Source organism: Nesterenkonia maliinae (genome assembly GCF_051262655.1).
Classification (GTDB): Bacteria; Actinomycetota; Actinomycetes; order Actinomycetales; family Micrococcaceae; genus Nesterenkonia.
Map to the genome: position 1 here is coordinate 342,716 of NZ_JBIMEY010000002.1, position 22,354 is coordinate 365,069.

Annotated in this window: 17 protein-coding genes; 9 read left to right on the top strand and 8 right to left on the bottom strand. The window is 65.6% G+C overall.

Annotated features, from left to right (window positions below):
- Position 1: 1 nt before the first annotated feature.
- Complete coding sequence (locus ACHAA4_RS06095; protein WP_435773299.1) at positions 2 to 3,448, top strand: pyruvate carboxylase; 3,447 nt, start codon at positions 2 to 4, stop codon at positions 3,446 to 3,448.
- Between the two features lie 71 nt (positions 3,449 to 3,519).
- Here the strand turns inward: ACHAA4_RS06095 and ACHAA4_RS06100 are convergent, their stop codons facing one another.
- Entirely contained in the window at positions 3,520 to 4,119 is a 600-nt protein-coding gene (locus ACHAA4_RS06100; protein WP_435773300.1) for a TetR/AcrR family transcriptional regulator, read from the bottom strand.
- A 235-nt stretch (positions 4,120 to 4,354) separates the two neighbouring features.
- Here ACHAA4_RS06100 and ACHAA4_RS06105 point away from each other — a divergent pair, with 235 nt between their 5' ends.
- Genes ACHAA4_RS06105 through ACHAA4_RS06130 form a run of 6 tightly spaced genes read left to right on the top strand, consistent with a single transcriptional unit; the run spans position 4,355 to position 14,037 of the window.
- Complete coding sequence (locus ACHAA4_RS06105; protein WP_435773301.1) at positions 4,355 to 5,836, top strand: ABC transporter substrate-binding protein; 1,482 nt, start codon at positions 4,355 to 4,357, stop codon at positions 5,834 to 5,836.
- Between the two features lie 57 nt (positions 5,837 to 5,893).
- Positions 5,894 to 6,832 (top strand): ABC transporter permease, encoded by a 939-nt coding sequence (locus ACHAA4_RS06110; RefSeq protein ID WP_435773302.1) that lies wholly within the window; start codon positions 5,894 to 5,896, stop codon positions 6,830 to 6,832.
- Positions 6,832 to 8,616 carry an ATP-binding cassette domain-containing protein gene (locus ACHAA4_RS06115; RefSeq protein WP_435773303.1) on the top strand — a complete coding sequence of 595 codons (1,785 nt, stop codon included), beginning with the start codon at positions 6,832 to 6,834 and terminating at the stop codon, positions 8,614 to 8,616. The genes ACHAA4_RS06110 and ACHAA4_RS06115 overlap by 1 nt, the downstream gene beginning before the upstream one ends.
- Entirely contained in the window at positions 8,613 to 9,461 is an 849-nt protein-coding gene (locus ACHAA4_RS06120; RefSeq protein WP_435773304.1) for an ATP-binding cassette domain-containing protein, read from the top strand. The genes ACHAA4_RS06115 and ACHAA4_RS06120 overlap by 4 nt, the downstream gene beginning before the upstream one ends.
- On the top strand, positions 9,458 to 11,215 hold the full coding sequence (locus ACHAA4_RS06125; protein ID WP_435773305.1) for a glycoside hydrolase family 3 protein: 1,758 nt from the start codon (positions 9,458 to 9,460) through the stop codon (positions 11,213 to 11,215). The genes ACHAA4_RS06120 and ACHAA4_RS06125 overlap by 4 nt, the downstream gene beginning before the upstream one ends.
- Positions 11,206 to 14,037: an alpha-L-rhamnosidase gene (locus tag ACHAA4_RS06130; RefSeq protein ID WP_494337966.1), complete on the top strand. Its 2,832-nt coding sequence runs from the start codon at positions 11,206 to 11,208 to the stop codon at positions 14,035 to 14,037. Before ACHAA4_RS06125 ends, ACHAA4_RS06130 begins: the two co-directional genes overlap by 10 nt.
- Here the strand turns inward: ACHAA4_RS06130 and ACHAA4_RS06135 are convergent.
- The 5 genes from ACHAA4_RS06135 to cynS all read right to left on the bottom strand — a co-directional run bounded on the left by ACHAA4_RS06135 (position 14,034) and on the right by cynS (position 18,410).
- Positions 14,034 to 14,789 carry a MerR family transcriptional regulator gene (locus ACHAA4_RS06135; protein ID WP_435773307.1) on the bottom strand — a complete coding sequence of 252 codons (756 nt, stop codon included), beginning with the start codon at positions 14,787 to 14,789 and terminating at the stop codon, positions 14,034 to 14,036. The genes ACHAA4_RS06130 and ACHAA4_RS06135 overlap by 4 nt on opposite strands.
- Positions 14,790 to 14,925: 136 nt before the next feature.
- Positions 14,926 to 15,738 (bottom strand): ABC transporter ATP-binding protein, encoded by an 813-nt coding sequence (locus ACHAA4_RS06140; RefSeq protein ID WP_435773308.1) that lies wholly within the window; start codon positions 15,736 to 15,738, stop codon positions 14,926 to 14,928.
- 103 nt (positions 15,739 to 15,841) lie between these two features.
- Positions 15,842 to 16,720 (bottom strand): ABC transporter permease, encoded by an 879-nt coding sequence (locus tag ACHAA4_RS06145; RefSeq protein ID WP_435773309.1) that lies wholly within the window; start codon positions 16,718 to 16,720, stop codon positions 15,842 to 15,844.
- Positions 16,717 to 17,955: an ABC transporter substrate-binding protein gene (locus ACHAA4_RS06150; RefSeq protein WP_435773457.1), complete on the bottom strand. Its 1,239-nt coding sequence runs from the start codon at positions 17,953 to 17,955 to the stop codon at positions 16,717 to 16,719. The genes ACHAA4_RS06145 and ACHAA4_RS06150 overlap by 4 nt, the downstream gene beginning before the upstream one ends.
- Positions 17,956 to 17,957: 2 nt before the next feature.
- Entirely contained in the window at positions 17,958 to 18,410 is a 453-nt protein-coding gene (gene cynS / locus ACHAA4_RS06155; protein ID WP_435773310.1) for a cyanase, read from the bottom strand.
- A 218-nt stretch (positions 18,411 to 18,628) separates the two neighbouring features.
- Between cynS and ACHAA4_RS06160 the strand changes: the two genes are divergently transcribed.
- The gene (locus tag ACHAA4_RS06160) at positions 18,629 to 19,387 is read left to right on the top strand and encodes a helix-turn-helix transcriptional regulator (protein WP_435773311.1); all 759 of its coding nucleotides are present in this window, start codon (positions 18,629 to 18,631) and stop codon (positions 19,385 to 19,387) included.
- Positions 19,388 to 19,646: 259 nt separating this feature from the next.
- Positions 19,647 to 20,669, top strand: coding sequence for a class II fructose-bisphosphate aldolase (gene fbaA / locus ACHAA4_RS06165; RefSeq protein WP_435773312.1), 1,023 nt, complete (start codon positions 19,647 to 19,649; stop codon positions 20,667 to 20,669).
- A 212-nt stretch (positions 20,670 to 20,881) separates the two neighbouring features.
- Here fbaA and ACHAA4_RS06170 read toward each other — a convergent pair whose 3' ends face one another.
- Both ACHAA4_RS06170 and ACHAA4_RS06175 read right to left on the bottom strand, forming a co-directional pair.
- A complete protein-coding gene (locus ACHAA4_RS06170; RefSeq protein ID WP_435773313.1) occupies positions 20,882 to 21,697 on the bottom strand; it encodes an SDR family oxidoreductase in 816 nt (271 codons plus the stop codon).
- Positions 21,698 to 21,821: 124 nt separating this feature from the next.
- Positions 21,822 to 22,202 (bottom strand): hypothetical protein, encoded by a 381-nt coding sequence (locus tag ACHAA4_RS06175; RefSeq protein ID WP_435773314.1) that lies wholly within the window; start codon positions 22,200 to 22,202, stop codon positions 21,822 to 21,824.
- Positions 22,203 to 22,354 lie beyond the last annotated feature (152 nt).

Here is a 22,354-nt window from a genome sequence, read left to right on the forward strand (position 1 = left end):
TATGTTCTCGAAGATCCTGGTCGCCAACCGCGGAGAGATCGCCATCCGGGCGTTCCGCGCCGGCGTCGAACTCGGAGCGCGCACCGTCGCCGTGTATCCGCATGAGGACCGCAACTCCTTCCACCGCCAGAAGGCCGACGAGGCGTACCGGATCGGCGAAGAGGGCCACGCGGTCCGCGCCTACCTGAACATCGAAGAGATCATCCGCGTCGCCAAGGACGCCGGAGTCGACGCGATATACCCCGGCTACGGCTTCCTCTCCGAGAACCCCGACCTCGCCCGCGCCGCCGAGGCCGCCGGAATCACCTTCATCGGCCCGCCCGCAGACGTCCTGGAATCCACCGGCGACAAGGTCAAAGCCCTGCGCGCCGCAAAAAAGGCCGGCGTCCCAGTCCTGCAGAGCTCCGAGCCCTCCAAGGACACCGAGGAGCTCACCAAGGCCGCCGAAGAGATCGGGTTCCCGATCTTCGTTAAGGCCGTCGCCGGCGGCGGCGGTCGCGGCATGCGCCGAGTGGACAAGCGCGAAGACCTCGCCGAATCCCTGCGCTCGGCCATGCACGAGGCCGAGACCGCCTTCGGCAACCCCACCGTCTTCCTGGAACAGGCCGTCCTGCGCCCCCGGCACATCGAGGTCCAGATCCTCGCCGACGGCGAGGGCAACGTGGTCCACCTCTTCGAGCGCGACTGCTCGCTGCAGCGCCGCTACCAGAAGGTCGTCGAGATCGCCCCGGCCCCGCACCTGGACGAGGACATCCGGCGGGCGCTGCATCGGGATGCCGTCGCCTTCGCCAAGGCCATGAACTACCGCAACGCCGGCACCGTGGAGTTCCTCGTGGACACCGTCGGGGAGCGCGCCGGGCAGCATGTGTTCATCGAGATGAACCCGCGCATTCAGGTGGAGCACACGGTCACCGAAGAGATCACCGACATCGACCTGGTCTCCGCGCAGATGCGCATCGCCGCCGGCGAGACTCTCGAAGACCTCGACATCCGCCAGGAGGACCTGCGCGTGCGCGGCTCCGCCATGCAGTGCCGAATCACCACAGAGGACCCGGCCAACGAGTTCCGCCCGGACATCGGCACCGTCACGGTCTACCGCTCCGCCGGCGGCTCCGGCATCCGGCTCGACGGCGGCACCGTCTACGCCGGGGCCGAGATCAGCCCGCACTTCGACTCAATGCTGGTCAAGCTCACCGCACGCGGACGCAACCACCAGACCGCCATCGCCCGCGCCCGCCGCGCGCTCTCGGAATTCCGCATCCGCGGAGTCGCCACCAACATCCCATTCCTGCTCAACGTGCTGGACTCCAAGGAGTTCCTCGCCGGAGACGTGGCCACGGACTTCATCGACGCCCACCCCGAGCTGGCCAAGATCAACCGCTCCCAGGACCGCGGCTCCAAGGCGCTGCAGTACCTGGCCGACATCACGGTGAACCAGCCTCACGGCCCCCGGGTGGAGGGCATCGACCCGCGCGACAAGCTCCCGCACTTCCCGGGAGACAAGCGCGACGAGCCCGACCGCAGCCCCTTCGACGGCCCCTCCGATCACCCCAAGCCCGATGGCTGGCGCCAGGTCCTCCTCCAAGAGGGCCCGGAAGGCTTCGCGAAGAAGCTCCGCGAGCAGACCGCCCTGGCGGTCACCGACACCACCTTCCGCGACGCCCACCAGTCGCTGCTCGCCACCCGCGTGCGCACCCGTGACCTGCTGGCCGCGGCGCCCGCCGTCGCCCACGTGACCCCGGGGTTGTTCTCGGTGGAGGCCTGGGGTGGCGCCACCTACGACGTCGCGCTGCGCTTCCTCACCGAGGACCCGTGGGACCGGCTGCGCCTGCTGCGCGCGGAGCTGCCGAACATCCCGATCCAGATGCTGCTGCGCGGGCGCAACACCGTGGGCTACACCCCCTACCCGCTGGAGGTCACCGACGCGTTCGTGGCCGAGGCCGCCGCCACCGGGGTGGACATCTTCCGGATCTTCGACGCGCTCAACGATGTGAACCAGATCGTCCCGGCCATCGAGGCGGTCCGCAAGACCGGCACCGCGGTGGCCGAGGCTGCCATCTGCTACACCGGCAACCTCTCCGATCCGGACGAGGACCTCTACACGCTGGACTACTACCTCGGCCTGGCCGAGCAGATGGTCGACGCCGGCGCACACATCCTCGCGATCAAGGACATGGCCGGACTCCTGCGCCCCTCCGCGGCAAAGACCCTGGTCACCGCGCTGCGGGAACGCTTCGATCTCCCAGTGCACCTGCACACCCATGACACCGCCGGCGGACAGCTGGCCACCCTGCTGGCCGCCGCCGAGGCCGGAGTCGACGCCGTCGACGTCGCCGTGGCCTCCATGGCCGCGACCACCTCCCAGCCGCCGGCGTCCGCCCTGGTCGCAGCACTCGAGCACACCGAGCGTGACACCGGGCTGGGACTGGAAGCAGTGGCCTCGATGGAGCCTTATTGGGAGGCCGTGCGCTCGATCTACACTCCGTTTGAATCCGGGCTGCCCAGTCCCACCGGACGGGTCTACCGGCATGAGATCCCGGGAGGGCAGCTCTCGAACCTGCGCCAGCAGGCCATCGCGCTGGGCCTGGGGGAGCGGTTCGAATCAATAGAGAACATGTACCACGCGGCCGACACCATGCTCGGCCGGCTGGTGAAGGTCACTCCGTCCTCCAAGGTGGTCGGAGACCTCGCGCTGCAGCTGGTCGGCATGGACGTGGACCCGAAGGAGTTCGAGGCGAACCCGCAGAGCTTCGACCTGCCGGATTCGGTGATCCAGTTCCTCGCCGGCCAGCTCGGAGACCCGCCAGGCGGCTGGCCCGAACCGTTCCGCTCCAAAGCGCTGGAGGGCCGCACGGTGAAGCCCCTGGACCAGGAGCTCTCGGACGAGGATTCCACGGCTCTGCGTTCGGAGGATGCCGCCGAGCGGCGCCGCACGCTGAACCGGCTGCTCTTCCCCGGCCCCACCAGGGACTTTGAGGCCGCGCGGGAGAAGTACGGCGATGTCCAGGTGCTGCACACCCGAGACTTCCTCTACGGCATGCGCACCGGGTATGAACACGTGATCTCCCTGGGCAAGGGAGTGCGGCTGCTGGTCACGCTGCAGACCGTCTCAGACCCTGACCCCAAGGGTGTGCGAACCGTGATGTGCACGCTTAACGGTCAGGCCCGCCAGGTCGGTGCCCGTGATGACTCCGTGGAGGCCACCGTCGCGGTGGCCGAGAAGGCGGACACCTCCAAGTCTGGCCACGTCGCCGCGCCTTTCGCCGGAGCGGTCTCGCTCACGGTCGAGGAGGGCGACACCGTGGAGGCCGGACAGAACGTGGCCACTATCGAGGCGATGAAGATGGAGGCCGGGATCACCACCCAGGTCGCGGGCACCGTGGCCCGCGCGGTGATCAGCGGCGTGCAGCAGGTCGACGGCGGAGATCTGCTCGTCGTCGTCGAGTAGCCGCCACGCGGCAGTCAGCATGCGAGTGAGACTGGGGGGGGCGGGTCGAACGTCAGCCCGACCCTCCGGCCTCAGAGCTCGACGGTGAGCAGCTCCTGCAGTCCCCGCTGCAGCGTCTCCGCCTGCCGGGTCCGCTCCGGGTCAAACAGCGACTGAAGCTGAAGGCCATCTGAGAGGGCCACGTAGCGCTTGGCGCCATATTCGGGATCGATATCTTCTTGCAGCTGCCCCAGGGACTGGGCCGTGCTCAGCGCGGACGTCACGTTGTCCAGGATGAGCAGGTACCTGCGCCGGAAGTAGTCGTGCATCTCATGGTCGGGGTCGGTGGCTTCTGCCGAGACGATCGCGAAGAGTCTTGTCGCTCGGGGATCAGCTTCGTCGCGTCGAGCGATCTCGACCAGCCCACGCAGCAGGTCGATCCCGGTGCGATTGACCAGGTGATCCTGGGCCTGCATGTCACGCCGGGTGATCACTGCTTCGAAGAGCACCGACTTGGAGGCGTAGTGGTGACGCAGCCCCGGAAGAGTGAAGTTCGCCGCCCGTGCAATCTCGGTCTCCGAGGCATTCAAGTATCCCGTGTGTGAGAAGACCTCGAACGCGGCGTCAAGAATCTCCTCCCGACGTCTGGGGGATTTCTTGTACTGTCCGCGTGGCAGTGCGGTTCTGGACATTCCCTGACCTTAGCAAAGCTGTGACCGGCAAAAGCCAGTTCTGGACGGCGCAGCTGTGGCGTCCCGACACGCCTCTGAGTCCAACATGTGACTCAAGACACTCAAAAACCTTTGCAGCCTAAGAATTTGTGCTACCGTCTCGATCACAGCAGATGAGGTTCTATCGGAAGGAAGTGCAATGTCGCACCGCAATCACTTCATGCGTATCGGGGCACTAGGAACAGCCGCAGCGCTCATGCTCTCTTCATGCGGCGGGGAGGGGGACTCCGCCGAAGGCTCCGAAGAGGGGGGTGGCACCTTGAGTCTGGGTTCGGTCACCCCGCTGTCCTCCTTCGAGCCATGGCAGGCTTCGTGGGCCCAGCAGTCGGTCTATCTGCAGCCGGTCTATGACACCCTCCTGCGCGCCGATCCGGAAGGTGAGATCGTCGAGGGTCTCGCCACCGATTGGGAGTGGGATGAATCGCGCACCGAGCTCACACTGACCCTGCGGGATGGGGTGACGTTCAGTGATGGCAGTGAGCTCACCGCCGAGGTGGCCGCCGAATCGCTTGAACGCTTCCGCGACGGCACCAGCGAGAACTCATCCTTCCTGGCCGGCATCAGCGAGGTTGAAGCCACCGACGACCTCACTCTGGTGGTGACGTTGGAGGAGCCTGATCCGACGCTGCTGGTCTATCTGACTCAGAACGCAGGCCTTGTCGGAGCCGAGTCGATGTGGGATGCCGAGGACGCGCAGACAAACCCGGTCGGCACTGGTCCGTACGAACTGGACGCCGGCGCAACCGTGGTCGGTTCGACCTATGTCTACACCGCGAGGGACGACTACTGGGATCCGGAATCTGTGCACTACGACGAGATCCGGATATCCCTGTACGGAGATGCCACGTCCCTGATGAACGCTGTCCAGGGTGGCCAGGTCGACGCCACCGCCACGCAGACGCCCACTCAGATCCCTGAGGCGGAAGCCGCGGGGTTCACCGCCAACACCGTGGAGATCAACTGGGCAGGCTTCCTTCTTGTTGATCGCGATGGCGAGGTGAATCCTGCACTCGAGGATGTCCGGGTCAGACAGGCGATCAACCACGCCCTGGACCGTGAGTCACTCGTCGAGGCGATCGCCGACGGATACGGCACGCCCACGACCCAGATCATCGGTCCAGACAGCGGCGCCTACGATGCAGAACTCGACGAGCGCTACCCCCACGACACGGAACTCGCGATGGAACTCCTTGCAGAGGCGGGATACGAGGATGGGTTCACTCTGACCATGCCGAGCAACGATTTCGTCCCGGAGTCAGAATTCGCGATCTACGCGGAGCAGCTCGGAACTGTGGGCATTGACGTGGAGTGGGAGACCACCGGTGATGATCTCTTCGGTCAGATGCTCGGCGGCACTTGGGCGGCGTTCCCGTTCCAGCTCCAAGCGGATCCGACGGCCTGGCAGACCGCGCAGCTCTCCGTCCTGCCCGGAGCCACCTGGAACCCCTTCGGCACCGAGGATGAAGAGGTCGCGACACTCGCCGAGCAGATGCGGACCAGTGAGCTCGAGGAATCTGAACAGTTCGGTCAGGAGCTCAACGAATACCTCGTCGAGGAAGCGTGGTTCGCCCCGGTGTACCGCCCCGAAGCGGCGTTCCTGACGAATGACGAGACCCAGGTCGAACTTCAGGTCGGCAACGTCTACCCGTACCTCTGGAATATCAAGCCCGCATCCTGACCCCGCCCGGTGGCCGCGCCAGAGATGGCGGGGCCACCGCGTGCACAAGGAATAGTCATGCTCTCATTCATACTGCGACGGATAGCCACCGGTGTGCTCACGCTCCTCGGTATCTGCGTGCTCGCCTTCTGTCTGCTCTATCTCAGTGCAGGAAACACTGCCCGGAACATGGTGGGGCAGACCGCATCACAGGACCTGGTGGACCGCCAGGCTGCCGAACTTGGGCTTGATCGGCCCCTCATCGTGCAGTTCCAGGAGTGGGCGTTCTCCGCGCTTCAGGGCGACCTGGGACGTTCCTGGTTCACCGGGCAGCCGGTGGCTGAGGCGATCCTGACTCGTCTTCCAGTCACGCTGAGCCTCACGATCGGGGCGGTGGTTCTGGGCGGGATCATCTCCGTGGTTCTCGGTGCAGTCGCCGCCAGTCGCCGTGGGCGCCTGGATCGCGCCGTGCAGGTCACCTCGGTGACGTTCGCAGCGATTCCGAACTTCCTCTTCGCCCTGTTCCTGGTGGTGGTCTTCGCGATCACTCTCGGTCTCGTCCCCGCGACGGGATACATCCGACCTGAAGAGTCTGTGGTCGGGTGGCTGTCGACGATAGCGCTTCCCGTGATCGCCCTCTCCTTGGGAGCCATCGCAGCGGTGACTCAACAGGTGCGCGGATCGATGATCGACACACTGCGGCTTGATTACGTCCGCACCCTGCGGGCGCGAGGGCTTCCGTACCGACGCGTGGTCTACCGTCACGTGCTGCGAAACGCCGCAGGCCCGGCGCTGAGCACCCTGGGACTGCAGTTCGTGGTGATCTTCGGTGGCGCTGTCGTCGTGGAGCAGGTGTTTGCCATTCCCGGCGTGGGACAGACCGCCATCACGGCCACCAGCCAGGGCGACGTTCCTCTGGTCATGGGAGTGGTCATCGTGACCGCGGCCATCGTCGTGGCCGTCAATATTGCTGTCGACATGATCCAGGCCTGGCTCAACCCGAAGGTGAGACTCTGATGACCATCCCCGCAGAACAACCAGCTGTCGCTGCCACGAGCCTTGGCGGACGGTCCCATCTTGTTCGACGCATGCTCGGCAATCCGCTCGGTCTCGTCGCCTCTGTATATCTGCTGGCCCTGGTCGTGCTGGCGGTCATCGGCCCATTCATCGTCCCCAATGATCCGAGCTCGGCACAGACTGCCGCGGTCTTCGCCCCGATGGGCGGGGAGTACATTCTGGGCGGCGACAGCGCCGGACGGGACGTGTTCTCTCGGCTGATCGTAGCCACCTCCTTCAGCCTGGCAGGCGCGGCGATCACCGTGCTGGTCGCCGTCGGCATCGGTGTTCCCGCCGGGCTCTACGCCGGGTATCAGGGCGGATGGTTCGCGGATCTCTCGGCCTGGTTCGCCGGCCTGCTGCTCTCATTGCCCGCCATGGTCGTTCTGCTCGCGGCGCGCGCGGTCATCGGGCCGTCCCTGTGGATGATCATGGTGATCTTCGGAATCTTGATCTCACCCGCCTACTACCGAGTCGTGTTCACCGCGGTGCGTGCCGTGCGCGAAGAGATGTACATCGATGCCGCGAGAGTGGCAGGGCTATCAGATGTGCGCATCATCTTCAGGCACGTACTCTCCGCGGTCCGGGCCCCGGCGATCCTGCTGACCTCGGGAATCTTTGCGGCTGCCATCGCGATCCAGGCGGCGGTGGACTTCCTCGGCCTGGGTGATCCTGCACTGCCCACATGGGGTGCCATGCTCTCCGAAGGCTTCTACAACATCTACCGGTCTCCCTCCCTGCTTGTCTGGCCCTCGCTGGCGATCGCCCTGACCTGTATCGCCTTCACCCTGTTCGGCACTGCACTGCGCGATGAGCTTGAACTGACCGGGGACAAGAAGCAGCGGTCAGGACAACCATGGGCCCCCTCCGCGCAACCGATCGACGCGACTATTCTGCGGGTCGAAGAGTGGGAGCGCGGGCATCCACTCTTAGCTGTGCGAGACCTGGCGGTCGCTTACCGCGAAGGGTCCGGATGGAAGACCGTGGTGGAGGGAGTCTCCCTCTCCGTGGCACGCGGAGAGATCCATGCACTCGTGGGCGAGTCAGGTTCCGGCAAGACACAGACCGCGTGGTCCGCCCTGGGACTTCTGCCCGACGGCGGACGTGTCGTCGCAGGCAGCATCGTCTTCGATGGACAGGAGCTGATCGGGCAGAGGCGGGACGTCATGGCGGAACTCCGCGGGCGTCGGATCGGCTACATCCCGCAGGAGCCGCTGAGCAACCTCGACCCGTCCTACACGATCGGGCACCAGCTCACGGAACCGCTGCGAGTCGTCCTGGGCCTGGACAAGGTCGCGGCTCGCAGCCGCGCACTTGAGCTTCTGGCCAAGGTCGACCTTCCCGACCCCGAGCGCACCTTCGACAGCTACCCGCATGAGATCTCCGGCGGCATGGCGCAACGCGTGCTGATCGCAGGAGCCATCTCCTGCGAGCCTGATCTGATCATTGCCGACGAGCCGACGACGGCGCTCGACGTCACCGTCCAGGCCGAGATCCTGGGTGTCCTGCGAAACCTCCAGACCGAGACTGGCATGGGAATGCTGCTCGTGACGCACAACTTCGGAGTGGTCGCGGACATTGCCAACACCGTCTCAGTCATGCGGCAGGGGTCCATCCTCGAGACCGGTCCCGTCGGGAAGATCTTCTCGGACCCTCAACACGAATACACACGAGAGCTCCTCGATTCTCTGCTCAGCGACGCGCCGTCGCGGGTGGACGAGTCAGAGTCGGAGGCGACACGATGAACAACGAACCACTGCTCGATATCAGCGGACTTGGTGTCTCTTTCCGGCTTCGCGGTGCGCGTCGCCGCACGTTTCAGGCCTTGCGCTCCATCGACCTCGACGTGCGCAGTGGCGAGACGATGGGCCTCGTCGGTGAGTCCGGATCAGGGAAGTCGACTATCGGCCGAGCCGTCCTTGGCATGGCGCCCGTCGCCTCCGGGAAGATCACGTTCGCCGGGCAGGACATCACTCGCCTGGGTCGTGCTGAACGGCGAAAGCTGGCTGCGGACATGCAGGTCGTCTTCCAGGACCCCTACTCGTCACTGAGTCCCTCGCTGACCATCGGGGACACGCTTGCTGAACCGCTGCGAGCCCATGGTCACACCGGACGTGAGGCAAGCAGACGCATCACGGACCTGCTCGACCTCGTGCAGCTTCCCTCCGATGCCTCCCGGCGATTACCCCGGGAGTTCAGCGGCGGTCAGCGGCAGCGCGTGGCGATCGCGCGGGCGCTTGCGCTCGAACCCCAGTTCATCGTCTGCGACGAGCCTGTCTCAGCCCTGGATCTGCGAACCCAGGCTGCGGTTCTGGACCTCTTTCTGGAGGTTCAGCAGCGACTAGGCGTGTCATACCTCTTCATCTCTCACGACCTCGACGTTGTGCGGGTGATGAGCCACCGGATCGCGGTCATGCATCGCGGCGAGATCGTGGAACGCGGCCAGGCCGAACAGGTCTCGACACGGCCCGAACACCCCTACACCCAGCGTCTCGTCCTGGCTTCCCCCGTGGCAGACCCGGTGGCGCAGCAGGAACGCCGCGCTCGCTTCGAAATGCTGGCGACAACCCCCGAATCAAGGAACTCATGACTGACATCACCAGAGAAACGACCACTGACGGGCTGGTACAAGATCTGTCCCTGCGTGAACGCGCAGGGCTGCTGTTCCAGCCGATGCTGTTCCCCGGAGATGTCGAAAACCCTGAGGCCCCAGGCATCGCGGGAGGCCCCTCGCTCGAGGAGCTGATCCTGGACCGTGGCATTCGCTTCTTCTGCCTCGGAGCCATGCCCCGAGCGGATCGCGTCAGAGAATCCTTGGAGAAGGTGCAGCGGATCGTGCGCAGCTCAGCGGCGCAGCTGCCCCTCGTGTTCTCGACCGACCCACGGCACTCGTTCATCCAGAACGACGGCGCCACCCATGCGGCCAATGGAGTGTCGCAATGGCCTGAACCGATAGGTCTCGGGGCCTTGGACGATACGGACACCGTCGAGGCGTTCGCCGACATCGTCCGGCAGGACTACCTGGCCATGGGGGTCCGTATGGCTCTGCACCCCCAGATAGACCTGGCTACAGAACCGAGATGGGCGCGTCAGGCGCAGAGCTTCGGTGCGGACCCCGGGCTGACTTCGCGGTTGGTCGCCGCGTACATCCGAGGTCTCCAGGGCGAGACCGTGGGCTCCACGAGCGTGGCCGCCACGGCGAAACACTTCCCCGGGGGCGGCGCACAGCTCGATGGCGAGGACCCACACTTCCCCTACGGCAGGGAACAGGTCTACCCGGGTGGTCGGTTCGAAGACCACCTGGCCCCTTTTCGATCCGCCATCAAGGCTGGAACTGCCGCGATCATGCCCTATTACGGCATGCCTGTAGGCCTCCAGTGGCGCGGAGAGCCGGTCGAATCGGTGGGCTTTGCCTTCAATCGAACCATCATCACGGAGATGCTCCGCGAGGAGCTAGGTTTTCAAGGTGTAGTGCTCAGCGACTTCGGGCTGGTCACCGATCAGCACATCGCGGGCAGGCCCTTCCCGGCGCGGGCATGGGGGGTCGAGCATCTGGATCGGCATGCCCGAGTTGCCAGGCTGCTCAACGCCGGCGTCGATCAGCTCGGTGGGGAGAAGGACGCCGACCTGGTGATCGAACTGGTAGAGCGCGGTTTGGTCTCGGAGGAACGCGTGACCGAAGCTGCTGGCCGAGTCCAGAAGCTTCAGCGCAGTCTCACCGATGATTCAGTCTCCGCTGTCCGTGCACCCAGCGGCGTGCTCGGTGCCCCAGAGCAGATCACACTCGGTCGACGCGCTCAGTCGCAGGCCATGACGGTTCTGAGCAACACCGTGACTGAACAAGGCCCCACGCTTCCGTTGGCACGCCCTGTGGCGGTGCACCTGGACGGACTGGACCCAGCAGCGATGCCGGACCATTGGACGCTGGCCACTGAGGCGTCCGATGCAGAGGTCGCTATCATGCGGCTGAGCGCACCCTTCGAGGCACGCGACACATACTTCCTTGAGAGAGGGATGGAACAGGGATCCTTGGATTTCCCACCTGGTGCCGTTGACCGGGTGAAGGAGCTGGCGAAAGATGTCCCTGTGGTGCTGGTGGTGACCCTCAGCAGACCCGCAATTCTGACTCCGATCACCAGTGTCGTGAGCGCACTGGTGGCAGACTATGGCGCTGATGATCGTGCGGTATTCGCAGCGTTGACAGGCGCCGAACTGCCGCAGGGCCGGCTTCCCTTCGAGTTGCCGCGCAGCATGGAGGCCGTGATCGCCAGCAGTCCCGACGTCGGATCCGACAGCGAAGACCCCTTGTTCCCGATTGGCTGGAGGTGCTCGATATGGGGCTGAACGAAGCAACTGTCCCCGAGGTGGCAGAGCTGTGGTGTGAGCACGCTCGGGAAGACCAGTTCGTCACCCTGCCCAGGCCTCGTCTGAGTTGGCAGGTGAAGACCCCGACAGATGACTGGGACCAGACTCAGGTTGAGGTTCGTCTTGACGGAACAGAGACCGTCACCCTCTCCGGCCCACAGCACCTGTTCGTGGAGTGGCCTTTCCAGGCCGCGCTGGAGCCCTACCGTCTCCACCTGGTCGAGCTTCGCGTCCGTGACGCGGGCGCCGTCTGGTCGCCGTGGTCGGCTCCGGTCCGCGTGGAACTGGGCGCGGCGCCGGAGGGGTCGTGGAAGGCCGGTTTCATCGGCGTGCCCGAACCTTCGCGCCCGGCCCAGCCGTTCAAGGCGCGGACAGGTGTCAGCGTGGACAAGCCGCTTGAGCGCGCCATCCTGCATCTCACCGCCCTGGGCGCTGTCCGGGCTCGGATCGATGGGCAAGTGGTCACGGACGCGGCACTGTCACCTGGCTGGACCACCTATCGGGAAAGAGTACTCACGGATACCCTCGACGTCACCGAACACTTCGATGTGGGCAGACATACGCTCCAGCTCGAGGCCACAGGAGCCTGGTACACGGAGGAGTATGGCTTCGGAGCTTCCGCTCACCGCATCTATGGTGACCAGCCGTCTGTCTCAGCTCAGCTCGAGCTGATCCACCAGGACGGAACCTCCCAGACCATCGTGACCGACGCAGAGTGGGAGGTCTGCGCCGAGTGGGAGATCATCGACTCAGGTATCTACGCCGGTGAGACGATCGATCACCGCCGGACCGGATGCGCAGACGCTGACTGGGTCCACGCGAAGGCGGTAGAAACCTCGGCGGCGGTGGTGCCGCGGACCAGCGACCCGGTGCGCGAGGTGCTGACCCTTGAACCGGTCACCGCAACCCGCACCGCACCGGACACTGTCCTTCTCGACTTCGGCCAGAACTTCGCAGGCCGCCTTCGGCTCCGTGTTGCCGGGCCTCGGGGCACTGAGATCACGGTGCGCCACGCTGAGGTCCTCGAAGATGGTCGGTTAGCCCTGGAACCGCTGCGCCGAGCTGCGGCGCGGGACACGTTCGTTCTCTCGGGGGAGGGTGAGGAGCTCTTTGAGCCCTTCGGGACCTTCCATGGCTTTCGCTATGCCGAGATCTCAGGTTGGCCCGGAAACTTCGATCTGGATGCCATCAGGGGGGTCGTGCTGAGCACCGACATGAAGCGCACCGGGTGGTTCGAGTGCTCAGAACCCCTGCTCAACCGGCTTCATGAGAACGTCTTGTGGAGCACTCGCTCCAACTTCCTCTCAGTGCCGTCCGACTGCCCCCAGCGTGACGAACGGATGGGCTGGACTGGCGACGTCGCGGTGTTCACTCCGACTGCACGGACCCTCTTCGATTGTGAGAGCTTCCTGCGGAGCTGGCTTGTGGATCTGGAGTCCGAGCAGCGCAAATGGGGCGGTGTGGTTCCCTTCGTCGTCCCCGATGTCCTGGGTTTCCCTCCTGGACCAGCGGCAGGCTGGGGAGATGCCGCGGTCCTGGTGCCCTGGGCGCTCTTCGAGCGCGGAGCAGATCCCTCGGTTCTGACGCAGCAGTATTCCAGCATGAAGTCGTGGGTCGATGCCGTCACCGCTCGGTCCGAAGGCAGTTTGTGGAAAGGAGACCTGCAGTTCGGTGATTGGCTGGATCCCACCGCGCCACCAGAACGCCCAGGGGCAGCGCGTGCCGATCGCGACCTGGTGGCCACCGCGTACTGGTTCCGTTCGACCGGCCTCCTGGCAGAGATCGCCGAACGTCTGGGCTTCGAAGAGGACGCCTCAAAGTACCGCACCCTCGCTGCAGAGATCCGGGCCGCCTTTCTTCAGGAATACCTGACCCCCAGCGGACGGATGGTCTCAGACGCGCCCACGGCGTACGTGCTCGCGATCACCTTCAACCTGGTGACCGAGCCGGATCGACGTCGTCGTCTTGGAGAGTTTCTGGTTGAATGCATCCGCCGGGATTCCTACCACATCGGCACCGGGTTCCTCGGTACACCGCATCTCCTCGATGCGCTCGCGGACACCGGTCATGCCGACGTGGCGGAGAGACTGCTCTTGCAGACGGAGAACCCCTCGTGGCTGTATCCCGTGACGATGGGGGCGACGACGGTATGGGAACGCTGGGACTCGCTTCTCGAGGACGGGAGCGTCAATCCGGGGGAGATGACCTCGTTCAACCACTACGCGCTGGGTGCCGTGGTGGACTGGCTCTACCGTCGTCTCGCAGGAGTGGCTCCTGCCGCCCCAGGGTACAAACAGATCAGATTCGCCCCGGCCCTGACTTCACGAATTGATCGTGCCAGTGCGGTTCTCGACACCCCCGCCGGCAGAGTGCGCGGAGGATGGCGCCGAGAGGCGGACATCGTGGTGCTGTCACTGTTGGTTCCGGAGCATGCCACGGCCACTGTTGCGCTACCCGCGATGGATGAGTTCACGATCGGTCCGGGACAGCACGAGTGGAGAATTGAGGCGGCTGCGTCGGGGTCACAGCCTCCTCGGGTGAGAGGAGAAGTCTCTCTGGGGACGCCACTTCGTGAAATCGTCGATGATCGGGAGGCCTACCAGACTGTGATGGATGCTCTTGCTGAATTCGGCGAAGCCGCTCGACAGTTCCGGATGACCATGGATTGGAGCTCGTCCAGTCCTCTGGGTGCGTCCCTGTACGCGTTGCCGCATGGAGCAGGCGAGCGGATCGCTCGGGCACTGGGGGGACTCTCTGCTTTTCGCGGAGAGTCCCCTGAGTGCAAGCGGTCTTCGGGTTAAAGGTGGCGCTGCGCGTAGAGCGTCACCGCGTCGCGGACGAACCGCGCTGGCTCATCCCCGCCGTAGGTGGCGGCGAAGCGTGAGTCCGCCACGTACATCTCGCCCAGACTGATCACGTACTCCTTCATCGACCCGCCGAAGCCGGTGCGCGAGCCCGGCACGGAGCCCAGCCAGTCGACATGACGCCGGGCCAGCTCCTGGGCCTCGGTCGAGTCGGGGGCCGTGCCGCGCTCGGCCGCCGCGGACCAGTCCGCGATCAGCTCCGCGCTGCGCTGCTTCCACGCGGCCTTCGAGGCATCGTCCATGCCGCGCCACCAGCGGTCCCCGGAGGCGTAGGCCTCCTTGCCCCAGCGTGACTCGACCTCCTCCTTGTGCGCGGTGTGGTCGAAACCATCGAACATCTCTGCCGCCATGAGGGATTCACCCCTTCGCTTTCTCTTGAGTGTGCGCCGGACCGAGGTGATCTGGCGCTGCAGCCGGTCCTGCTCCTGCTCAAGCAGCAGCAGATGCGTGTCCAGGGCGTCGGTGAGCTCCTGTGATCCGGCGAGGATCTCGCCGATCGCTGGCAAGGAGAGACCCAGCTGGCGCAGCAGCAGAATCCGCTGCAGTGTGAGCAGCTCGGTCTCGCCATAGAACCGGATGCCTCCGGCACCCGTGCGTGATGGTCTCAGCAGTCCGATCTCGCCGTAGTGCCTAAGAGTCCGGCTGGTGGTGCCGGTGAGCCTGGTCAGCTCGTGAATCGACCACTCCATGACCCCATGCCATCCCTTCTGCCTCTGACGATCAGCCCTGTGGCTGTGCGACTCAGCATTCCAGTTGACGTTGGGTCAAGCGCAAGCCCCGATCCCCGACCTGATCATGGGTCGGGGCGCGTGCGGGCCGTCCCGCTCAGTGACCGGTGAGCGAGCTGAGCAAAAAGCTGCGCAGCTCGTGATGCTTCGGGTCTTGCTCCAGGTGATCCACGTCGCGGGGTCTGGAGAACGGGACCGTCAGATCGTGGACGATCTGAGCGTTCGGTCCGGCTCCCATCACCAGGATCCGGTCCGAGAGCAGCAGTGCCTCGTCCACATCATGGGTGACCATGATGAAGGTGCGCTTCTGCTGCTCACACAGCTGCAGCAGCTGAAGCTGGAGCTCGTGGCGGGTCAGTGCGTCCAGGGCGCCGAGTGGCTCGTCGAGGAGCATCACCTTGGGTTCCAGTGCGAAGGCCCGGGCGATGCCCACGCGCTGCTGCATGCCTCCGGAGAGCTGGGTCGACCGCCGGTCTGCGGCGTGCGAAAGGTTCACCAGCTCCAGGTATTCGTCCGCCAGCGTCTCGAGCTCCTGCTTGCTGCGCTTCTGATGCGGGTCGGTCTCCAGGGCGAAGATCACGTTCTGCCGGGCTGACATCCACGGGAGCAGCACATGCTGCTGGAACACGATGCCCAGCTCCCGGCTCGGAGCGGTGATCGGCTTCCCGTCCAGCGAGATCGTGCCCTCATCGACTGATTCCAGGCCCGCGATCATCTTCAGGATGGTCGACTTGCCGCAGCCCGAGGGGCCGATGATCGTGATGAACTCACCCTCGTTGATGTCGACGTCGGTGGTGCCGACGATCCGCTGGAAGCCCTTCTTGCGATCGGGGAACCCCTTGGTGATGCCCTCGAGCTTCACCACCGGTTCGGTGCTTGTGCGCTCTGCGGTGAGAGTTTCGGCGGTCATGTCTGTGTCTCCTGGTTGTTCAGGCGTCGGTCTCAGGCGTCGGTCTCAGGTGTCGGTGTCGTCGGCGCGGATATCGCAGGCGCGGGTGTTTGAGCGCGGGCGCTCAGGATTTCGGCACGAGGCGCTGCAGCTGCGCGATCGAGCGGTCCAGCAGGAAGCCGACTCCGCCGATGATCACGATTGCCACGACGATGCTGGGAGTGTTCAGCGCGTTCCATTCGTTCCAGACGAAGTGCCCCATCCCTCGCCCGCCGACGATCATCTCGGCTGCGACGATCACCAGCCACGCGGTCGACAGCGCGGTGCGAAGACCCGTCACGATGGCGGGCAGGGTGGCTGGAAGCAGCACCTTGAAGACCCGGGTCTTGGTGTCGGTCTCCAGGGACTTCGCGAGGTCGAGGAAGAGCGGGTTGACCCGTCGCACCCCGTCGATGGTCGAGACCAGGATCGGCCAGAGTGCGGCCATGAAGATCACGAAGATCGCGGTCATCTGCGAATCCCGCAGCAGGGCCAGGCCCAGCGGCAGCCAGGCCAGGGGTGAGACGGGGCGCAGGATCTGGATGAAAGGGTCCATGCCGTCGTGGATCACCCGAGAGGTTCCCAGCAGCAGACCCAGCGGCACCGCGATGATCGCTGCGAGCCCGAAGCCCAGGAGCACGCGCTGGATGGAGGCGAGCAGGTGATAGAAGATGCCCACGTTGTTCGGCCCGTCCAGCAGGAAGGCGGTACCGAGCATCTCCACCAGCCGGTCCCATGTGGCCCCGGGAGTGGGAGCGAGGCCGCCGTCGTCGAGCCCCACGGTGGCGAGGTGCCAGATGCCGATGAACCCGAGGAAGAAGATCACAAAGAGCCCGGTGGTCTGGAACCTGTCCCGGGTGCGCTGGGCCTTCGCGCGCTGTTGCAGCGCCTCCGGTGCGGTGTTGGTGTGCGGCTTCTGGGCGGCGTCTGTGGTGTCAGTCGACGCAGTGGTCTGGGTGCTCATAGGTTCACCTGTTTCTCGGTCCAGGGCAGTGGGTTCGCCGGGTCGAACGTGCGTCCGATGATGGTCTCGGTGGTCCGAGGGGTGGTGTCCGCGCCAAGCGCCTCAAGGATCGGGGTCGCAGCGTCGGGGTCCAGGACCTGGCGCACCGCGGACTGGTAGTCCGCCGCTGAGTCGTAGCCGGCCGTGGGGGCGAGGTCCCAGCGCTGGAGCTGGGTCAACGCCCAGATCGCATAGGACTCATGCGGATAGGGGCGGAAGCCGATGCGGTCCTCCACGGACTGGGTGGCCCCGGTGCCGTCGTCGAACTCACCGGTGAGCACCGCCGCGATGACGGCGGGATCCTGGCTGAGGAAGGCGCGTCCCGCCATCGTCTCCGCGGCGTCGGCGCGGTTCTCTATCCTGTCGGTCCAGACGGCGGAATCACCGATGGCCCGCAGCAGCGTGGTGTAGGTGTTGGGGTAGGCGGTGGCGAACTCATCGGCCACGGTGAAGCTGCAGCACGGGTGCCCGTCCCAGAGGTCCTTCGAGAGCATGTGCAGGTAGCCGCTGCCGAGGGCGACGGCGCGCTGGTTGAACGGATCCGGTGCCAGGAACCCGTCGATGTCACCGATGTTGAGCGAAGCGACCATGTCCGAGGGGCGCATCACCTGGATGCCGACGTCGTAGTCCGGGTCCAATCCGCCCAGTGCGAGGTAGTCCCGCAGCAGCAGGTTGTGCCCGGAGTAGTCGAAGGGCACCGCGATGGTCAGCCCGCGGAAGTCTTCGGCGCTGCGCACCCGGTTCATGTGCTGGGTGCCCAGCGTGATCGCCTGGCCGTTGACGTTGGTGATGTAAGGCAGCCGGGAATCGCGCTGACCGGCGGCGAAGTTGTGGTGAATGCCCAGCGGCATCGGGATGAGCATCTGGGTGGCATCGAGCTCTCCGGCGACATAGGCGATCCACAACTCGCCCCAGCCCGTGTAGCGCTGCAGGGTCACGTTGAGCCCGTACTGCTCGAAGATGCCCATCGCGGCTGCATTGATGATCGGTGAGGAACAGGTGATCGGCACGAACCCGATGGTGACATCGCGGATCTCCAGCTCTCCGGACGGTTCCATCGCAGCCGCGAAATCGATCCCGAGCGGGTTCGTGTTCGGGGTGCCGCCGGTGGGGGTGCAGCCGGCGAGCAGGCTCGCGCCCAGCGCCCCGCCGCCGAGGCTGAGCAGATTGCGTCGGGACAGGTGACGGTGTCCCATGGTCACCACTTGTAGTCGAGGAACTTGCCGTCCAAGGTCACGACGACGCGGTCCCCCTCGGGGTCGGCGCGGCGCTGGACGTCGAGCTGAAAGTTGATCGCGCTCATGATCCCGTCGCCGAACTCCTCGTGGATCAGCTCCTTGATCGTGGGACCGTAGACCATGACGGCTTCCTGGAAGCGGTAGATGGTCGGATCGGACAGGACGTCCTCGCTCAGCGGTCCACGGTAGGGCTGCATCTGCAGCGCTTCGGCGACGGCGTCATCAAGGCTCAACAGCTCCTGCACCACAGTGGCCTGCTCGGCGGTCATGGGATGGCTGCCGAGCAGAGCGGCGGTGCTCCATTCCTTCGCCACGCCCAGGTGCTCGGCGATCTGCGCCCAGCTGATGCCCGCCCGGTGACGGGCGACCCGGATGTGCTCGGCGGCTTCTGGCTTGCTGATGAACGGTTCCACAGGTGTCGGCCTCCTCGATCGGTGGCGCCGGACCGGAACGGCTCTGGCGCGTTTTCGAACCTAGGTCGGCGCGAATCCGACCGACAAGGCGATCCGCGCGGAACATCTGACGATTCACGCAAGCGGCAATGGTTTAACGCGACCGAAATATCTGGGCATCTTGAGGGAAACAGCGCGCTCCTAGGATTGTGGAACAACGGCAAAGGTGTCGGAAGGAGATGCATCTCAAGATGACCTTCGACGGCGGGGGAGTTCTACGCTCCCTCATTGACGCGGCCCCCACTCCGCTCTGGCTCATCGAGTCCGACGGGTCGGTCGCGCTGGTGAACGAGGCCGCGGCCACCGTACTGGGCTACAGCGAGGGCAGAAGCCTCGTAGGTCGTTGCAGCCACGAGGCTCTGCATCCCCGGCACGCAGACGGCTCCCCATACCCGCGCGAGGCATGCCCGATCGTGACGGCCTCAGGAACCGTGGGTCACAGTCACGCCGAGGAGTTCATCGACCGTCGCGGGCGTCCGCTGCGGGTGCGCTGGCGGCTCCGTCAGCTCGAGGATTCCGACCACAAGCTGCTTACCTTCACCCCGCGCCAGTCCTCAGGGCCCACCGGGTCGCCGGGATCGCCTATCTCCCGGCTCGAGACCGAGTCCAGCGGTGGCTTCGCGGAGATCAAGACCTACATCGAATCGCATTGCGAAGATTCCACACTGACCCCCGACCGCGTGGCTGGGCGGGCGGGGGTGTCGCTGCGCACCCTGCAGGCGATGTTTGCGCAACAGAAGACGTCTCCGGCTCAGGAGATTCGCCGAGCCCGGCTCATCCGAGGGGACCAGCTGCTTCGCCGGGGAATGAGCGTGGCCGAGTCTGCTTTCTCCAGCGGATTCAACGACGTCAGTACCTTCAGCCGTGCCTACCGTCGCGCCTACGGAAGATCTCCGGCTCTCGCCAAAGGTCAGGCCAGGCTGCCGGACGTCGACTGAGCAGAACCTCTGTCACGGAACCTTCGCTGGTCGGCGCACCGCTCACCGGACTTCCCTGGAAAGTTCTGCGCCCAACGGGTGGCCCGCGAAGCTCCTCAAGTCTGACTGCTGGGCCGCGGACGCGCTGGCCGCCCCCGGTCCTGAAGAATCTGCAGATTCAGCGAAAGTTTCCTCGGCCCCGGCCACCCAACCCCGATAGGATGACGGCGGTGCACCAATGACGCTGCCGTACCTGACTTAACTCCTAAGGAGCTCACACGTGGCTATCGCAACCCCGGACAAGTACAACCAGATGATCGATTCCGCGAAGGCTGGCGGCTACGCCTACCCCGCGGTGAACGTCACCAGCTCGCAGACCCTGAACGCCGCAATCCGAGGATTCGCCGAGGCCGAGTCTGACGGCATCATCCAGGTCTCCACCGGCGGTGCCGCCTACTGGTCCGGCGCCAGCGTGAAGGACATGGTGACGGGCTCCCTGGGCTTCGCCGCCTTCGCCAAGCAGGTCGCCAAGAGCTACGGCGTGAACATCGCGCTGCACACCGACCACTGCCCCAAGGACAAGCTCGACGGCTTCGTGCTGCCGCTGCTCGAGGCCTCCGAGGCCGAGGTCAAGGCCGGGCGCGACCCCATCTTCAACTCCCACATGTGGGACGGCTCCGCAGAGACCCTCGAGGAGAACCTGCGCATCGCCGCTGAGCTGCTGCCCCGCAGTGCGGCCGCCAAGCAGATCCTCGAGGTCGAGATCGGCACCGTCGGCGGCGAAGAGGACGGCGTGGAGAACGAGATCAACGAGAAGCTCTACACCACCATCGAAGACGCCACCGCGACCATCGAGGCCCTCGGCCTGGGTGAGCATGGCCGCTACATGACCGCGCTGACCTTCGGCAACGTCCACGGCGTCTACAAGCCCGGCGGCGTGAAGCTGCGCCCGGAGATCCTCAAGGCCATCCAGGAAGAGGCCGGCGTGAAGTACGGCAAGGACGCCCCCTTCGATCTGGTCTTCCACGGTGGCTCCGGCTCTTCCGAGCAGGAGATCTCCGACGCGGTCTCCTACGGCGTGATCAAGATGAACATCGACACCGACACCCAGTATGCCTTCACCCGTCCGGTGGCCGGTCACATGCTCGCCAACTACGACGGTGTGCTGAAGATCGACGGCGAGGTCGGCAACAAGAAGACCTACGACCCGCGCGTCTGGGGAGCGAAGGCTGAAGAGTCCATGGCCGCCCGCATCGTCGAGGCCTCCCAGCGCCTCGGTTCCGCAGGCAAGTCCATCAAGTAAGCCCGGTCCGTTCGGCCTCCCGCGCCGAGCAACGACGACGACGGCGGCCGTCCCTTCTCCGTGGAGGGCGGCCGCCGTCGTCGTTCCCACCGCTCCCGGGGCCGAAAAATCGTAGACCTGTGGTGGGTCGTATCGCTAGAGCACTACGACGAATCGACAGCTCTACGATTTTTTGACCAGCGGGCGGGCCGATCCGCTTGGGATCACGCGCTTCAGCGGCGGAACCCACCCTCGGTGTTGATGATCTGGCCGGTGATCCAGGAGGCCTCGTCGGTGCTCAGCCAGGCGATGAGCCTTGCCGGGTCATCGGGTTCACCGAACCGCCCCAACGGGAACATAGGGGCGACGTCCTTCCAGAGATCGGGTCCCAGATAGCCCGTGTCCACCGGCCCCGGATTCACCGTGTTGACCCGGATGCCCTGGCTGATCAGCTGCTCTGAGAGCGTGCTCGTGATGCCCGCCAGCGCCGCCTTCGCCGCCGCGTAGGCCACCTCCCCGGGCATGGGCCCCAGACCCTGCCCCGAGGTCAGGAAGATGATGGATCCACCGGCGCCGGGGCGGTGCTGCTGCAGGTACGCCTGGGCCAGCAGGATCGAGGCGCGAGTGTTCACCGCCCAGTGCTGATCCAGCTGCGCCGCCGTGAGATCCCCCAGCGCCCCGTCCCGGCCGCTGAGCGCCTGATTGCAGACCAGTGCATCGACCGAGCCGAACGTGGAGGTCGCCGCCTGCATCACGTGATCCGGACCCGCAGGATCGGCCAGGTCAGCATGGAGATCCGCGACCCGGGCATCTCCGACTAAGTGGCTGCGGACGCCGTCGAGCACCAGTGCGATGTCGTCTGCGCCCCAGGGTTGTTCACGGTCATGCGGAGCGAAGTGGTGGCAGAAGACGCTGGCGCCGTAGGCGGCCATCCGGCACGCGGTGGCGTAGCCGATCCCGGCCCGCCGGCTCACCCCGGTGATCAGCACGTTCCTTCCGCGCAGCGGGAGCGGGTCACGGGAGAGGGCAGCGGCTGGGGCGGGCTCCATGGGGTTATTGGATCACATCAGACTTCCCACCCGAGCTGCAGCTGGGCTGCGCGAGCAGGGTCGCGAGCTCCGCGTGGACCTCGACGGTCTTCTCGAGCCGGGCCCGTCGGTCGGGGCTCTGCGGCTACTTCGTCTCAGGATTGCCGCGATCCTGCCGGTGAGAGAGGGGGTGGCCGCTGCGGCGGATCCGCACTCCTGCCAGGAAACCCGTGGCCAGCAGTCCCAGGACGAGGAGAGCCACGCCTGCCGCGGCGATCGCAAGGGTGGCCCCTGAGGGGCCGGGCATGTAGGTGGTGTCTGAGAGTGGGGCGTAGGCGAACCAGCCGAAGGAGGTGGGACGGTCCATTGCCAGAATCACGACGGCGAGGCCGGCGATGATGAGCGTCGCAGCGACCGCCCAGCTGAACAATCCTGGACTGGAGGAGAGGTGCCGCCTGCGACCCGCCCGCAGTCCAGCCATGAATCCGCTCGCGGCCAGGCCCAGCACCAAGGCGCCGGCGGCCACTGCGTTCAGCGTGTGTGTGTCGTCCCGAAGGCTACGGGGATGTACGCGCCTCCGAGGAGCGGCGGAGGCCCCGCATAGCCGAAATCGGTCGACAGGTGCCTCAGGACGAGCAGCGTGACGACGCCGGCGAGCACGAGTCTCGCCGCAGCCAC

Excerpts from the sequence above, each read along its gene's own strand:
- ACHAA4_RS06120 (WP_435773304.1), top strand. The coding sequence starts at position 8,613 with ATGAACAACGAACCACTGCTCGATATCAGCGGACTTGGTGTCTCTTTC.
- ACHAA4_RS06150 (WP_435773457.1), bottom strand. The coding sequence starts at position 17,955 with ATGGGACACCGTCACCTGTCCCGACGCAATCTGCTCAGCCTCGGCGGC.
- ACHAA4_RS06115 (WP_435773303.1), top strand. The coding sequence starts at position 6,832 with ATGACCATCCCCGCAGAACAACCAGCTGTCGCTGCCACGAGCCTTGGC.
- ACHAA4_RS06125 (WP_435773305.1), top strand. The coding sequence starts at position 9,458 with ATGACTGACATCACCAGAGAAACGACCACTGACGGGCTGGTACAAGAT.
- ACHAA4_RS06145 (WP_435773309.1), bottom strand. The coding sequence starts at position 16,720 with ATGAGCACCCAGACCACTGCGTCGACTGACACCACAGACGCCGCCCAG.
- ACHAA4_RS06110 (WP_435773302.1), top strand. The coding sequence starts at position 5,894 with ATGCTCTCATTCATACTGCGACGGATAGCCACCGGTGTGCTCACGCTC.
- ACHAA4_RS06170 (WP_435773313.1), bottom strand. The coding sequence starts at position 21,697 with ATGGAGCCCGCCCCAGCCGCTGCCCTCTCCCGTGACCCGCTCCCGCTG.
- ACHAA4_RS06100 (WP_435773300.1), bottom strand. The coding sequence starts at position 4,119 with ATGTCCAGAACCGCACTGCCACGCGGACAGTACAAGAAATCCCCCAGA.
- ACHAA4_RS06160 (WP_435773311.1), top strand. The coding sequence starts at position 18,629 with ATGCATCTCAAGATGACCTTCGACGGCGGGGGAGTTCTACGCTCCCTC.
- ACHAA4_RS06095 (WP_435773299.1), top strand. The coding sequence starts at position 2 with ATGTTCTCGAAGATCCTGGTCGCCAACCGCGGAGAGATCGCCATCCGG.
- ACHAA4_RS06135 (WP_435773307.1), bottom strand. The coding sequence starts at position 14,789 with ATGGAGTGGTCGATTCACGAGCTGACCAGGCTCACCGGCACCACCAGC.
- ACHAA4_RS06130 (WP_494337966.1), top strand. The coding sequence starts at position 11,206 with ATGGGGCTGAACGAAGCAACTGTCCCCGAGGTGGCAGAGCTGTGGTGT.
- ACHAA4_RS06140 (WP_435773308.1), bottom strand. The coding sequence starts at position 15,738 with ATGACCGCCGAAACTCTCACCGCAGAGCGCACAAGCACCGAACCGGTG.
- ACHAA4_RS06105 (WP_435773301.1), top strand. The coding sequence starts at position 4,355 with ATGCTCTCTTCATGCGGCGGGGAGGGGGACTCCGCCGAAGGCTCCGAA.